The 13,670-nt window shown below is 68.2% G+C and carries 15 protein-coding genes and 1 pseudogene; 8 read left to right on the top strand and 8 right to left on the bottom strand.

The annotated features are described in order from the left end of the window. The first annotated feature begins 12 nt into the window (after positions 1–12). Positions 13–312 carry a LysM peptidoglycan-binding domain-containing protein gene (locus AB4Y64_RS06920; protein ID WP_441815696.1) on the top strand — a complete coding sequence of 100 codons (300 nt, stop codon included), beginning with the start codon at positions 13–15 and terminating at the stop codon, positions 310–312. Between the two features lie 52 nt (positions 313–364). Continuing rightward, positions 365–856 carry a hypothetical protein gene (locus tag AB4Y64_RS06915; protein ID WP_441815695.1) on the top strand — a complete coding sequence of 164 codons (492 nt, stop codon included), beginning with the start codon at positions 365–367 and terminating at the stop codon, positions 854–856. 74 nt (positions 857–930) lie between these two features. On the opposite strand, the gene AB4Y64_RS06910 is transcribed toward AB4Y64_RS06915, so the two are convergent. Beyond that, the gene (locus AB4Y64_RS06910) at positions 931–1,311 is read right to left on the bottom strand and encodes a YchJ family protein (protein WP_441815694.1); all 381 of its coding nucleotides are present in this window, start codon (positions 1,309–1,311) and stop codon (positions 931–933) included. A gap of 97 nt (positions 1,312–1,408) precedes the next feature. On the opposite strand from AB4Y64_RS06910, the gene AB4Y64_RS06905 reads away from it, so the two are divergent. Both AB4Y64_RS06905 and AB4Y64_RS06900 read left to right on the top strand, forming a co-directional pair. Continuing rightward, positions 1,409–2,116: a UPF0149 family protein gene (locus AB4Y64_RS06905; RefSeq protein ID WP_441815693.1), complete on the top strand. Its 708-nt coding sequence runs from the start codon at positions 1,409–1,411 to the stop codon at positions 2,114–2,116. Positions 2,117–2,331: 215 nt separating this feature from the next. Then, positions 2,332–4,557 carry an NADP-dependent isocitrate dehydrogenase gene (locus AB4Y64_RS06900; protein WP_441815692.1) on the top strand — a complete coding sequence of 742 codons (2,226 nt, stop codon included), beginning with the start codon at positions 2,332–2,334 and terminating at the stop codon, positions 4,555–4,557. Positions 4,558–4,651: 94 nt separating this feature from the next. On the opposite strand, the gene AB4Y64_RS06895 is transcribed toward AB4Y64_RS06900, so the two are convergent. From AB4Y64_RS06895 to AB4Y64_RS06875, 5 genes and pseudogenes are all read right to left on the bottom strand, one after another. Then, positions 4,652–5,701 carry a DUF4344 domain-containing metallopeptidase gene (locus AB4Y64_RS06895; protein WP_441815691.1) on the bottom strand — a complete coding sequence of 350 codons (1,050 nt, stop codon included), beginning with the start codon at positions 5,699–5,701 and terminating at the stop codon, positions 4,652–4,654. 93 nt (positions 5,702–5,794) lie between these two features. Further along, positions 5,795–6,763, bottom strand: a complete 969-nt coding sequence (locus AB4Y64_RS06890; protein ID WP_441815856.1) for a DMT family transporter — start codon at positions 6,761–6,763, stop codon at positions 5,795–5,797. 113 nt (positions 6,764–6,876) lie between these two features. Beyond that, a complete protein-coding gene (locus AB4Y64_RS06885) occupies positions 6,877–7,278 on the bottom strand; it encodes a helix-turn-helix domain-containing protein (RefSeq protein WP_441815855.1) in 402 nt (133 codons plus the stop codon). A 178-nt stretch (positions 7,279–7,456) separates the two neighbouring features. Continuing rightward, a pseudogene (locus tag AB4Y64_RS06880) lies at positions 7,457–7,699 on the bottom strand (AraC family ligand binding domain-containing protein); the annotation flags it as partial. Positions 7,700–7,927: 228 nt separating this feature from the next. Beyond that, complete coding sequence (locus AB4Y64_RS06875; protein WP_441815690.1) at positions 7,928–8,146, bottom strand: hypothetical protein; 219 nt, start codon at positions 8,144–8,146, stop codon at positions 7,928–7,930. A gap of 163 nt (positions 8,147–8,309) precedes the next feature. On the opposite strand from AB4Y64_RS06875, the gene AB4Y64_RS06870 reads away from it, so the two are divergent. From AB4Y64_RS06870 to AB4Y64_RS06860, 3 genes are all read left to right on the top strand, one after another. Further along, on the top strand, positions 8,310–9,284 hold the full coding sequence (locus AB4Y64_RS06870) for a LysR substrate-binding domain-containing protein (RefSeq protein ID WP_441815689.1): 975 nt from the start codon (positions 8,310–8,312) through the stop codon (positions 9,282–9,284). Between the two features lie 67 nt (positions 9,285–9,351). Beyond that, the gene (locus AB4Y64_RS06865) at positions 9,352–10,224 is read left to right on the top strand and encodes a class I SAM-dependent methyltransferase (protein WP_441815688.1); all 873 of its coding nucleotides are present in this window, start codon (positions 9,352–9,354) and stop codon (positions 10,222–10,224) included. Beyond that, positions 10,221–10,757 carry a pseudouridine synthase gene (locus tag AB4Y64_RS06860; RefSeq protein ID WP_441815687.1) on the top strand — a complete coding sequence of 179 codons (537 nt, stop codon included), beginning with the start codon at positions 10,221–10,223 and terminating at the stop codon, positions 10,755–10,757. Before AB4Y64_RS06865 ends, AB4Y64_RS06860 begins: the two co-directional genes overlap by 4 nt. 22 nt (positions 10,758–10,779) lie before the next feature. Here the strand turns inward: AB4Y64_RS06860 and AB4Y64_RS06855 are convergent, their stop codons facing one another. Continuing rightward, positions 10,780–11,754: a DMT family transporter gene (locus AB4Y64_RS06855; RefSeq protein ID WP_441815686.1), complete on the bottom strand. Its 975-nt coding sequence runs from the start codon at positions 11,752–11,754 to the stop codon at positions 10,780–10,782. A 361-nt stretch (positions 11,755–12,115) separates the two neighbouring features. Here AB4Y64_RS06855 and AB4Y64_RS06850 point away from each other — a divergent pair, with 361 nt between their 5' ends. Continuing rightward, the gene (locus AB4Y64_RS06850; RefSeq protein ID WP_441815685.1) at positions 12,116–13,237 is read left to right on the top strand and encodes a hybrid sensor histidine kinase/response regulator; all 1,122 of its coding nucleotides are present in this window, start codon (positions 12,116–12,118) and stop codon (positions 13,235–13,237) included. Positions 13,238–13,264: 27 nt separating this feature from the next. On the opposite strand, the gene AB4Y64_RS06845 is transcribed toward AB4Y64_RS06850, so the two are convergent. Continuing rightward, positions 13,265–13,627: a hypothetical protein gene (locus AB4Y64_RS06845; protein ID WP_441815684.1), complete on the bottom strand. Its 363-nt coding sequence runs from the start codon at positions 13,625–13,627 to the stop codon at positions 13,265–13,267. Between the last annotated feature and the right edge of the window lie 43 nt (positions 13,628–13,670).

The raw sequence follows: 13,670 nt of genomic DNA, 5'->3' as shown, positions 1-13,670 counted from the left end.
AGCCGTTCACCCATGACCACACCGGATAAGAAAGCCGATTTTTCCGGCGTCAGCGCCAACGTCGACACCACCGCCGAGAAGGTCGAGAAGGCCGATTTCTCGGGCGTGAGCGCCACGGTCGACACCACCGCCGAGAAAGTAGGCGAACAGTCCTACACCGTCGCCAAGGGCGACACGCTTTCGCACATCTCCAAGCAGTTCTACGGCAGTGCGAACAAGTGGAACGCGATCTTCGAAGCCAATCGCGACCAGCTCGACGACCCCGACAAGATCCAGCCCGGCCAGGTCCTCAAGATCCCGCCGCTGGACTGACCCGCCGCTGGACTGAAGTTTTCCGCGCACAGAATTCCAAGGAGATCGACACATGATGATCCGCAACCGCGTGAACTACGCCGTGGCCGTAGCCCTGCTGGCATCGCTGGCGGTGGTGGGCTGCAAGAAGAAGGAAGAACCGGTTGCGGTGACGCCGCCGCCGGCCGAGACCGCGCCGATGCCGCCGGCCGAACCGATGCCGGCAGCCGTACCGGCTGGCGTGAGCGTCACCAGCGTCACCCTCGGCACCGCCGCGGGCGCCGACAAGAAGATCGCCGCGCCGACGATGGCCTTCACCTCGAAGGACAAGATCATCGTCTCGGTGGCCACCGACGGTACCGCCAGCAACGCCGAGATCGGCGCGCGGCTGCTCTACCAGGACGGCCAGACCGCCGGCGACATGAAGCAGGCGCTCAACACCACTGGCGCGGAAACCACCAACTTCGAGTTCACCAATGCCAAGCCGTGGCCGGCCGGCAAGTACAAGGCCGAAGTCACCGTCAACGGCGCATCGGCCTCTACCACCGAGTTCGAGGTCAAGTAAGGCAACCCTCTCTCTCCCCCACCTCATGGTGGGCAAGCATGGGCGCGGTCCTTTGCCGCGCCCTTTTTTTTACCTTACGCAAACTCACCGTCGAGGTAGAACCAGCGGCCATCCTCGCGCGCGAACCGGCTGACCTCGCGCAGGCGCACGGCCGGCGCTCCGCCCACTTTGTAGCGGGCGACGAACTCGACGGTGGCGCGGTCGGCGCCGGTCATCGCGTGGCGCCTGACCTCCAGCCCAAGCCAGCGCGTGGCGCCTGCCTCGCCCAGATCCAGCGCCGGCGGCCGCGTGTCGCGATGCCACGTGGCCAGCAGGTAGGAGACGTCCGCAAGGACAAACGCGCTGTAACGCGACCGCATCAGCGCTTCGGCCGTCTCGGCAACCCCGCCTGCGTGGAGCGGGCCACAACATCGGGTGTAGGGGCGGCCGAGGCCACATGGGCAGAGGCTGGTCATCTGGATACAACACTGAATCGGGCGGAATGGCTGCATTCTCGGCGAGAAAACACGCATGCGACTACCATGTCGCGTTTCTGCGACCCCGAGTCCCCCGATGAAAGCCCCCGCCTATCTCGACGACACCCAGATCGAACAACTGGCCGAACTGCTGGAACAGCGCGCGGTGCCCTTCAAGGGCTTCAACCTGGAAGCGCTCGACGGCTACCTGTCGGCGCTCGCCGTGGGCCCGGAAACCATCGCGTTCGAGCAGTGGCAGGGACCGGTCTGGGGCACGCAGCCGCGCTGGAAGGACGACGAAGAGCGCCAGCAGGTCGAAGCCCTGCTGCAGGGCCACTGGAACATGGTCAGCCAGCGCGTGCGCTTCGGCGAAGACGACCTGCCCGACCACCTCGCCCCGCTGCTGTGGCTGCCCGAGGACCCGGAAGAGGAACAGGAGGACGACCTCGATGTCGGCCGCGACTGGGCCTTCGGTTTCTTCCGCGGCGTCGAACTGAGCGAGATCGCCTGGGACACCTGGCTGGACGAACACGAGTGGATCGACGAGATCTTCCTGCGCTTCGACCGCCTCGCCAGCGGCGAGATCGTCGGCGAAGACCCGGAGCAGCCGGGCACCCCGGTCAGCTATCGCGAGCGCCTGGAAGTCATCGCCAGCCTGCCCGCCATGCTCGCCGACCTGCACCACCAGCGCATCGATGCGCTGACCCCGCGCGAGCCGATCCGCAAGGAAGCCACGCCGGACCGCAACGAGCCGTGCCCGTGCGGCAGCGGCAAGAAGTACAAGAAGTGCTGCGGCGCCAGCTGAGGCCCGCACACGGCGCCAACACTCCGGCGTATGGACGGCGCCAGCGCACACAGCGTTGCGCCTGGCGCTTTGCCCGCCCCAGCTGAAACCGCGACAATGCGACGGTTGCGCGCCCGCGGGCGCGCGTCGCCATCGGCACCTACCGGCAGCGCCGGTATTGCCGGGCCTGCCCAGGCCTCCCGACCACACTGCATCCGCAAGCGAGTCACGCCGACATGTCCAACACTCCCAAGATCATCTACACGCTGACCGACGAAGCGCCGTTCCTGGCCACGCAGTCGCTGCTGCCGATCGTCGCGGCGTACACCGCCACCGCGGGCATTGCCGTGGAGACGCGCGACATCTCGCTGGCCGGCCGCATCCTGTCGCACTTCCCGGACTTCCTGAAGGATGACCAGAAGATCGGCGACCACCTGGCCGAGCTGGGCGAACTGGCGACCACGCCGGACGCCAACATCATCAAGCTGCCCAACATCAGCGCCTCGGTGCCGCAGCTCAAGGCGGCCATCGTCGAACTGCAGCAGCAGGGCTATGCGCTGCCGGACTATCCGGAAGAGCCGCAGGGCGAGCGCGAGAACGACATCAAGACCCGCTACGACAAGGTCAAGGGCAGCGCGGTCAACCCGGTGCTGCGCGAAGGCAACTCCGACCGCCGCGCGCCGGCGTCGGTGAAGCAGTACGCACGCAAGCATCCGCACCGCATGGGCAAGTGGAGCAGCGAATCGAAGTCGCATGTCGCGCACATGGACGGCGGTGACTTCTACGGCAGCGAGCAGTCGCGCCTGATCGAACAGGCCGGCACGGTCTCGATCGACCTGGTCGGCAAGGACGGCCGCCGCAACATGCTCAAGACCAACATCAAGGTCAAGGCCGGCGAGCTGATCGACGCTTCGGTGATGAGCGCCAGTGCGCTGTCGAGCTTCGTCGACGCGCAGATCGAGGATGCCAGGGCCCAGGGCGTGCTGTTCTCGCTGCACCTGAAGGCGACGATGATGAAGGTCTCCGACCCGATCATGTTCGGCATCGTGGTCAAGCGCTTCTTCCGCGACACGCTGGCCAGGCACGGCAAGGAACTCGATCAGGCCGGCTTCGACGCCAACAACGGCCTGGGCGACCTGTACTCGCGCCTGCCCTCGCTGCCGGCCGACGTTGCCGCCGCGATCGAGATCGAGATTGCCAGCGAGTACACCCGGCGTCCGGCGCTGGCGATGGTCAACTCCGACAAGGGCATCACCAACCTGCACGTGCCCAGCGACGTCATCGTCGACGCCTCGATGCCGGCGATGATCCGCGACTCGGGCTGCATGTGGAACACCGACGGCAGGCTGCAGGACACCAAGGCGGTGATCCCGGACCGCTGCTACGCCGGCATCTACCAGGCGGTGATCGACGACTGCAGGACCAACGGCGCATTCGACCCGGCGACGATGGGCAGCGTGCCCAACGTCGGCCTGATGGCGCAGAAGGCCGAGGAATACGGTTCCCACGACAAGACCTTCCAGATTCCGGCCGACGGCACCGTGCGCGTGCTCGACGAGGCCGGCAACGTGCTGATGGAGCATGCGGTGGAAGCCGGCGACATCTGGCGCATGTGCCAGACCAAGGACGCGCCGATCCAGGACTGGGTCAAGCTTGCCGTCAACCGCGCGCGCCTGAGCCACACCCCGGCGGTGTTCTGGCTGGACCCGCAGCGCGCGCACGACGCCAACGTGATCGCCAAGGTCGAGCGCTACCTCAAGGACCACGACACCAGCGGCCTGGACATCCGCATCCTGGCGCCGGTCGATGCGATGAAGCTGTCGCTCGAACGCATCCGCAAGGGCGAGGACACCATTTCGGTGACTGGCAACGTGCTGCGTGACTACCTGACCGACCTGTTCCCGATCATGGAGCTGGGCACCAGCGCCAAGATGCTGTCGATCGTGCCGCTGATGGCCGGCGGCGGCCTGTTCGAGACCGGCGCCGGCGGTTCGGCGCCCAAGCACGTGCAGCAGTTCGTCGAAGACGATTACCTGCGCTGGGATTCGCTCGGCGAGTTCCTGGCGCTGGCCGCCTCGATCGAACACATGGCCGACCGCTACGGCGATCCGCGCGTGCGCGTACTGGCCGACGCACTCGATGCCGCCAACGGCAAGTTCCTCGACAACGACAAGTCACCTTCGCGCAAGGTCGGCGGCATCGACAACCGCGGCAGCCACTTCTACCTGGCGATGTACTGGGCGCAGGCACTGGCGGCGCAGGATGCCGATGCCGGCCTGAAGGCCCGCTTCGCCAAGCTGGCCGCGGCGCTGGAGAGCAACGAGACGAAGATCGTCGAGGAGCTCGCTGCGGTGCAGGGCAAGCCGGTGGAGATCGGCGGCTACTACCACCCGGAGCTGGCACTGACGGCGAAGGCGATGCGGCCGAGCGCGACGTTCAACGCGGCGGTGGCGGCGCTGTAAGGCGAGAGGGTTCTGCGCTTCCTTCTCCCTTTGTGGGAGAAGGTGGCCCGAAGGGCCGGAAGCGGGGCAACGGCGAAGCCGCTACCGCCCCGCCTCAACGCACGTACGGCAACGACGCGTTGCGATCGCGTTCCTGTTCGCGCTGCTGGAACAGGCGGTTCGCCTTCTCTTCGGTCATCTCGAACTTCGGCGCAACATACGGCAGCAACAGGCGCAGCCACGAACGGCTGATGCGTCGTGCTTCTTCCGGGCAACCCTTGGCGCGCGCCTCCGGCAGGTCGCCGTCGGTGACGATGCTCAGGTAGCGCGCCGGGTCACTGCCATACAGCAGACACTGCAGGTTGAAGTAGCGCTGCTCGCCCAGTGCGTGCTCGTCGGCATACGCATCCAGGTTGTATTCGCCGGTGCTGCGCGCGAGGAACCAGTTCGATGCCATGCGCAGGTTCTCGGTCACCACGCCGGTGGATTCGTCCAGGCCGGCGAAGCGCAGCATCAGCGTGGTGGCGAGCTGGTCGACCGCATCTTCCTCGCGCCCGGTGATCGGGATCTGCAGCATGTTGATCAGGGCGTGGCCGGTCTCGTGCAGGATGATGAAGCGCACGTTCGCTTCCAGGTAGCGCTCCGCATAGCCCTCGCCAAGCTTGTTCTGCGCGGCCAGTTCGCGGCCGCGCTCGAGCAGCACCTTCATGGTCTCGTAGCACATGACCACTTCGCCGCGCTCCGGCGTGTAGAACGCATTGGGTTCGCCGCACTCGGCGGTGAGGTAGTTGATCTGCCTGGGCAGCATCAGCATGCCGTCGATGGCGTGCACTTCCGGCATCTTGTGCAGCAGGTCACCGTCGTGGGCGAGCTTGTAGTACTCCTCCAGCGCGGGGTTCTTGGGCTTGACGTACTCGTAGCCGAACTGGACGCCGCCCACTTTCGATTCGGCGTCGGCCGCCTTGCCGAACACGACCGGCTTGAGCGCGGCCAGTTCGTCGGTCACCGCCTTCTCGGCTTCGGCGCGACCTTCGGCGCGACCCTCCGCACGCGCGGCGGCCAGCTTCGCCGGCTCGCGCTTGGCGGCGATCAGCGAATAGCCGAACGCGCCGCTGACCGCGCCCAGGGCCAACGACAAGGTGACGATGAGAACTCTTGGCGACATGCGCTTCCCCGTTGCGCTTCACAGGCGTGGCATACCGCGCGCCACGCCCGGATCGTAACGGCTTGGCGGTCGCGGCGGAACCGCCGCGCTCGTTCAGGTGGCGTGGCTCGCCGCGGCCACCGGTTCCGGGCGGATCCGCACCGCCCACATCACCCCGGCGATCAGCAGCGCGATGCCGAGCAGGGTCAGCAGTCCCGGCATCCGGCCACGCAGCGCGAACGCGTAGGCCAGGGCGGCCAGGGTCTCGAACACGATCAGCTGCCCCGCCAGCGCGGTCGGCAGGCGCTGGCTGGCTTCGTTCCAGCAGGTCGTGCCGAGCCAGGACGCGAACAGGCCGATCGCCGCCATCAGGCCGATGAAGAACCACGGACGGGGGCCGAACGGCATCGGAAAATCCGAGCCCGCGAACGACATCCCAAACCAGAGCAGGGCGTACCCGGCCGCCGCCAGGGGCAGCGTGGCCACGCCCTGCGCGGTGGCCCAGGTGCGCGGGTTGCGGTCGGGGTGCGCGCGCAGCCAGTCGGCATTGCGCAACGGGTACCAGGTCCAGCAGGCGACGGCGACCAGCGCGAGCACGGCGCCTTGCCCGTAGCGCACGAGGTCGGCATCGGGATCGGCGCGCAGGGCCTGCAGCTCGACCCGGTTGACGCAGCCGATACCGAGGGCGATCAGCAACAGCGATGGCGCGAGCTTGCGCCAGGGCAGGCGGCCATCGCGGCGCTGGTCGCGCAGGTTGGCGCTGATCGCGATCACCACCGGCAGTGTGCCGATGATCATCGTCGGCAGCGGCGCCCCGGCACGCTGGATCGCGCTGGCAAGGCAGAGGTAATAGATGAGGTTGCCGATGACCGCCAGCTTCAGCGCTTCGATCCAGTCGCTGCGCGTGAGCCGACACAGCGCGGCGCGATCCATCCACGCCAGCGGCAGCGCGATCAGGCCGAAGGCGAGGTAGCGCCCGACCGATTGCAGCGCCGCCGGGTATTCGGGCAGCAGCAGGGGGCCGATGAATACCAGGCCCCACATCAGGCCGGCAGCGAGCGCGTAGAGGGTTCCGATCCACATGCCGCGAGCTTGCGCGGTGCGGCGGCAGTTGTCTTGAACCAGATTGCGGTGGCGCGCCCGTGCGCGGGCCGATGCGGATGCGGATGCGGATGCGGATGAGGATGCGAATTCGGCTAGGCCGATCGCACCTGCAGGCGGTAACGCGCTGGTGTGACGCCATAGCGGCGGGCGAACGCGCGCGTGAGGTGGGCCTGGTCGCTCAGGCCGACGCTGGCCGCCACGCGCGCCGGCGCTTCGCCACCGGCCAGCAGTCGCTTGGCTTCGAACAGGCGCAGGGCCATCAGCATCTGCTGCGGCGTGGCGTGGTGGACGGCGCGGAAGCTGCGCAGGAAGTGGAACGGGCTGAGTCCCGCGACGGCGGCCAGTTCTTCCAGCGTGAGGGTGCGTTCGAGGTTCGCCCGCAGGTAGTCGATGACGGAGGCGAAGCGGGGCGCCGCGTGGTTCGCCGCAGGCGGGCGTCGTGCCTGGAGCGCGAACGCATCCAGCAACTGCGACAGCAGGCTGTCGAACGCCAAGGGTTCGTTCGTGCGCCAGAGCCGGTCCAGCAAAGCGGTCACCCGACGCGCGCGGGCAGGGTCGTGGGCGACCGCGTCGGCGAACCACCAGCCACGTTCCCCGGTAACCGCCTCGACCACTTCGGTCGATATAGGCCATGCGATAGCGCCAGCCGCCCTCGGTTTCGGCACGGCCGGTGTGCAGCGCGTCGGGGTTCATCAGCACCAGCGAGCCCGGCGGCGCCAGGTGTTCGCTGCCGTGATAGCGAAAGCGCTCGACGCCCGATTCGATCGCCCCCAGGCCGAAGGCCTCATGGGTGTGTGGTTCGAACGCGTGGCGGACGATATGCGCGCGGTACAGCTCGATGCCGCCCCGGTGCGCCGGCCGGCGGAACTGCGCCACGTCCTGGCGATGCTCGAACTGGATGGGCACGCCCTGCATATGCCGATGATGCCACGCATCGGCCGCCACGCCCGCCGGTTTGCGGGCATGGCGGAAGCTTCAATAGCGGGTCAGGTGCAGCGGCGGTCAGGTGCAGCGGCGGATAGACCAGCGGCGGCGCCGCGGCGAGGGCACGCTCGGACGCGGCTGCATCCAGTTCGAAGGTGTGCGCCCCGCCGTCCTGGACGGCGCGCGATTCGATGGCGCTGCGGTCCGGCCGCTTCATACTCAGCCGCAACCAGCCAGCGCGCAGCACGCGTCGAGGTCGGGCAGGGGCGTTGCGTCGGCGCTCTTCCTGGCAGCGCGCGCGTGGCCCAGCGGGGCAAAGAACCTGTGCGATGCGGCGGCGTTGCCGTAGCCGTGCGAGTAACGGTCATCGTCCTCGTCGAACGGATGCGGCTCGGCCTGTTGGCCCTGCAGGAACAGCAGATTGGTGAAGATGTTCATGACGGACTCCTGGGACGGGATCGCCTGCCTGGCGTGGACAACTTCCTTGAACAGGTTGCAAGATAGGCCTGCTGGTTTCGAAGAAAAAGCGACGGTTTTGCAACCTAGACTTGAGCAGTCCTCAAGTCTCACAGTTCCAGGCCCAGGCAATGGAGACCCTCGGATGAGTCGTCCGCCCCTGCAGTCCCTGATCGGTTTTGCCGCGGCTGCGCGCATGGGCAACCTCACCCGCGCCGCCGAATCGATGCACCTCACCGTCAGTGCGCTCAGCCACCAGATACGCGCGATCGAGGAGCGCCTGGGCCGACGCCTGTTCGTGCGTGGCGCGCGCGGTGTGCGCCTCACCGATGACGGCCAGGCGCTATACGAACGCATCGCGCCGCACCTGGATGCCATCGAGCGCGCGCTGCAACCGCGCGCATGCCGCGACGACTCGCTGACCATCACGCTGATGCCGTCGTTCGCATCGAGTTGGCTGGTGCCGCGGCTGCCGCGTTTTCTCGCCGCGAACCCGCAACTGGAGATCAGCCTGCAATCCAATGTCGGCGTGGTCGACTTCGCCCGCGACACCTCGATCGACGCCGGCATCCGCTTCGGCCCGGGTCAATGGCCCGGCCTGGAAGCGGTGCACCTGTTCAACGACTGGGTGACGCCCACCGCAAGTCCGGCACTGCTGGAGCGCCTGGGTTACCCGACGCTGGAAACGCTCGGCAGCTTCCCGCTGCTGGGTGCGCCCGGCGGTCGCTGGAGCGAATGGTTCGCGCAGTTCGGCGGTACGCCACCGGAGCGATTCGTTGCCATCCTCGACGATTCGGAGAACCTGCATCGCGCGGCAGTCGAAGGGCTTGGCATCGTGCTCGGGCGGATGACGCTTGCACGCCCGCTGATCGATGCCGGGCGCCTGGTGCCGTTGTTCGACGAGCGCTTCAAGGCCGAGTTCGCGCATTACCTGGTGTTCCCGCCGCGCTCGCGCGGACACGGTGGGCTGGCCGTGTTCCGCGACTGGCTGCTGGAGGAAGCGCAGGTGTACGAAGCCGCCGAAGCGCTGCCGCCACCGCGCGTGCTGCCACCGCCCATGAAGCCGCCGCGGCGCGCGGCCAGGCCGGCCGCACCGGCCGGGCGTCGCAAGGGCGGGTGATGGCTGCCGGCAGCGCCAGGGGTTAGGCTGGCGCCCCCGTACCGAGCCTTGGCCTGGAGCCCACCGCATGAAACGCACGCTGCCCGTCGTCCTGCTGTCCAGCCTGATTTCCGTCGCGTTCGCCGGTTGCGCCAGCACCGTGCACGACACCGCCGCCGAGGCAGCGGCCGCGCCGGCAACCGCGGCGCCCGACAACAGCGCCGCCCTCGACGCCGCCATCGCCGGCAGCGTCCGCGATCCGCGTAATGTCGCGCGCGATCCTTACCGCCATCCGCGCGAGACGCTCGCCTTCTTCGGCGTGGCCCCGCAGCAGACGGTGATCGAGATCACCCCCGGCACCGGCTGGTACTCCGAGATCCTCGCGCCGTATCTGAAGGATGGCGGCCATTACGTCGCCGCGGTCTCCGATGACGCGATCCCGGGCCAGCCCAAGTACCGCTACGACGCCAACAAGACGTTGCGCGGCAAGTTCGCCGGCAACGCGGCTGTGTACGGCACACCGGAAGTGCGCGGGTTCGATCCGAAGGCGCCCAACTTCGGCCCGGCCGGATCGGCCGACACCGTGCTGACCTTCCGCAATGCCCACAACTGGGTCAGCGACAACAATGCCGAGGCCTATTTCAAGGCGTTCCATGACGTCCTCAAGCCGGGCGGCACGCTCGGCGTGGTCGACCATCGCGCCAAGCCGGGCACGGACCTGGCCAGGCAGAAGGAGTCGGGCTACCTGACCGAGGCGCTGGTGATCCAGCTGGCCCAGGGCGCCGGCTTCGTGCTCGAGGCCAAGAGCGAGGTCAACGCCAATGCCAAGGACACCACCGACCATCCGAATGGTGTGTGGACGCTGCCGCCGGTGAACCGCCATGACGCCGCCGACGACGCCAAGTACAAGGCCATCGGCGAAAGCGACCGGATGACGCTGCGCTTCCGCAAGGCGAAGTGATCCTCGCGTTCAACAAGCCCTATGGCGTGCTGTGCCAGTTCACCGACCGCAGCACGCCACCGCGTCCGACGCTGGCCGGCTTCGGCCTGCCCCCTGGCGTTTATGCCGCAGGTCGTCTCGACCACGACAGCGAAGGCCTGCTGCTGCTCACCGACGACGGCGCGCTCGCGCATCGCCTGACCGACCCGCGGCACAAACAACCCAAGACCTACTGGGTGCAGGTCGAAGGCGATCCCGCCGAGGACCAGGTGGCCGCGCTCGCGCGCGGTGTCGCCCTCAATGACGGCCCGACGCTGCCGGCACAGGCGCGGCGCATCGACCCGCCTCCGCTATGGCCGCGCGATCCGCCGGTGCGGTTCCGCAAGACCGTGCCGGATGGGTGGCTGGAAATCACCATCGGCGAAGGGCGCAACCGCCAGGTGCGGCGCATGACCGCCGCAGTCGGGCTGCCGACGTTGCGTCTGGTGCGCGTGGCGATCGGCCCGTACCGGCTCGGCGAGCTCGCGCCGGGCCAGTGGCGTCACTGCGACTGAGCACCGGCCCGCTTCGGCGGCATCAGCCTCGCGTCTCTTCATCGGGGTCGCTATCGGCTGCGAAGTTCGCCACCGGCACCGAATTCGCCCCTGGTCGCGTCAGCAGCAGCACGCCACCGAGCACCACCGCGGTGCCCACCAGTTGCACTGCCGTGATCGGTTCGCCCAGCAGCCACGCGCCGAGGAACACCAGCGACACCGGTCCGATCACCGACATCTGCGCGGCCGATCCCGCGCCCAGCCGCGCCACTGCGCCCATCGTGAAGGTCACCGGCAGGAACGTGCAGAAGATCGCGTTGACCAGCGCAAGCCAATAGACCGGCGCAGGCAGCTGCAGCAGGTGCGCCGGATCGCGCATCAACAGGTAGTGCAGCACCGTGGCCGCAGTCGACACGCACATCGCATACGCCACCAGTCGCAGCGAGCCGATGCGCTGGATCAGCTGGCCCGACATCGCCAGGTACAGCGCGTAGCTCAGCGCCGCCAGCAGCACCAGGCCGCTGCCCAGCAGCACGTGCTCGCCCTGCACGCGCAGGTTTTCGACGAACACCAGCGCCACGCCGGCATAGCTCACCGCCATCGCGACCCATTCCTTGCGCGCCACCTTGCGGCCGAAGGCGAACATGCCGATCAGCAGCACGAAGGTCGGGTTGAGGAAGAGGATCAGCCGTTCCAGCGACACCGGCACGTATTCCAGTCCCCAGAAGTCGAACAGGCTCGACAGGTAGTAGCCGAGCACGCCGAGGATCAGGATCAGGCCGAAGTCGCGCCGGCTGATCGGCGCGCGTGCGGACCGTCGCGACTCGTGGATGCCCAGGGCGACGAACAGCGGCAGCGACAGCAGCATGCGCAGCGCCAGCACATCGAGGGCGTCGATGCCGTAGCGGTACTGGAACTTGGCCAGGATCGCCTTGGCCGAGAACAGCACCGCACCGGCGGCGGCCAGGGTGAAGCCGATCCGGCGCGCGGCGGGGTCGTGGGAAGTGGCGGCGGTCATTGCTGGATCCTGGCCGGAGACCGTCGCGGGTGGCGTTCCCAGTTGCCAGGCCGGGTGGCCATGCCGCCGGAAGGGAAGGGCGCCACCTGCAGCGACGAACGGCCGGGCGGCCGGGTGGACTGGCTCATGAGGGGGGCGCGGCAGGAGTAGGGTGATACATGATGCGACGCGTTGTGGTCTCTGGGGCAGACGCATCCCGCAACGCCGTGTTGCGGACCATGACCGGATGTCGACCGATCCCGGCAAGGTTCTGCGGGCCATGGGGTGGAAAATGCGCGCAATCCGGCAGGTTTCTGCTAACGTCTGGCCCGATGCTGCCGCGGCGCGAGAGGGGACGTCGCCGCCACGGGGACACGGACGCATGGCCATAGCAACAAGCAGTTCGGGCCCGAGCACCTCGGGTCGCATTCTGGTCGTCGACGACCAGAATGTGAACCTGCGCGTGGTCGGAACCCTCCTGGTCCGCCAGGGCTACGAGGTCATCACCGCCGGCAGCGGCGAGGAAGCGCTGCAGCGCTACGTCGAATCGCCGCCCGACCTGATCCTGCTCGACATGATGATGCCCGGCATGGACGGCTTCGACGTCCTCTCCGCGCTGCACGAACTCGGCCCGCTGCAGGTGCCCGTGGTGTTCGTCACCGCCGCCCACGACCGCGACCTGCTGCTGCGCGCCTTCGACGCCGGCGTGGTCGACTACGTCACCAAGCCCTTCCTGCCGGAAGAACTGCTGGCCCGGGTCAACGCCCACGTTGGCCTCAAGCTCACCCGCGACCGCCTCGAACGCGTCGCCCGCGAGCGCGAGGAACTGGTCAACCTGGTCGCCCACGACCTGAAGAACCCGCTCAGCAGCGTGCTGTTCGCCGGCGAATTGCTGCGCAGCGGCGTGTGCAAGCCCGAACGGGTCCCGCGCTACCTGCAGATGATCCACGAGAGCGCCGACGACGCCCTGGGCTACATCCGCCATTACCTGGAAAGCCAGGCCGGTCGTCGCGGGCAGGAGATGCCGGCCGAACGCGCCGACGTGGGCGAAACGCTGGAGTGGTTGCTGCAGCGCTACGAGATCCAGCTGGAGACGCGCGGCATCCGCGTCAACCTGCGGCCGCCGGCTGGACCGGCGCAGGTCGCGATCCACCCGCGCGTGCTGCGCCAGGTCAGCGAGAACCTGGTGACCAATGCGATGAAATACGCGCCCGACTGCGAGTTGCTGCTGACCGCGCGCAGCGGCGCACCGGGCTACTGGCAGCTGATCGTCGCCGATCGCGGCCCGGGCATCCCGGAAAACCGCCAGCGCGAACTGTTCAAACCGTTCGTGCGACTGCACGAAGGCGCCGACCCGACCGGCCTGTCCAACGGCCTGGGCCTGTCGCTGGCCAAGCGCATCATCGCCAACGCCGGCGGCCAGCTCTGGTACGAGCCGCGCCGGCACGGCGGTTCCCGGTTCATCATCGAATTGCCCGAGGCCGGGCCGATCACCATCGACTAGGCGCTGGCCATCGACTAGGCGCTGGGCCTACTCGGCGGGAGCCTGGCGCGTGCGCCGGGGCGCCGGGCGGCGTGCGGTGCGTTGTGCCTCGACCCGGCGTGCCGTCCCTTCGATTGCCGCGCCGCTGCCGTTCTCGGCGTTGCGGGCACGGCGCTTGGCCGCGTACCAGAGCAGGCCGGCACCGGCCACCGCGGCCGCCACCAGCACCGGATTGCGGCGCACGAACTTGCCCGCGACCTGCACGCCGCCCTTGACCACGCCGAGTTTCGCCCCTGTCTCGAGCCATTTTCCGGCGTGCTGGGTGACGCTGGGCACGGCGTGGCGGAGGTTGTCGCCGACGGCGGAAGCCAGCTCCAGTGCGCGTTCGGGCAGGTCGGTGAACTTGCTCATCGTGGTCAATCCCGGGAAACGTGGGCAGGGCTGCAGTGTCCAC

Source organism: Lysobacter sp. TAF61 (assembly GCF_052113485.1).
Lineage (GTDB): Bacteria > Pseudomonadota > Gammaproteobacteria > Xanthomonadales > Xanthomonadaceae > Lysobacter_J.
This window is presented reverse-complemented; position numbering and strand designations above follow the sequence as displayed.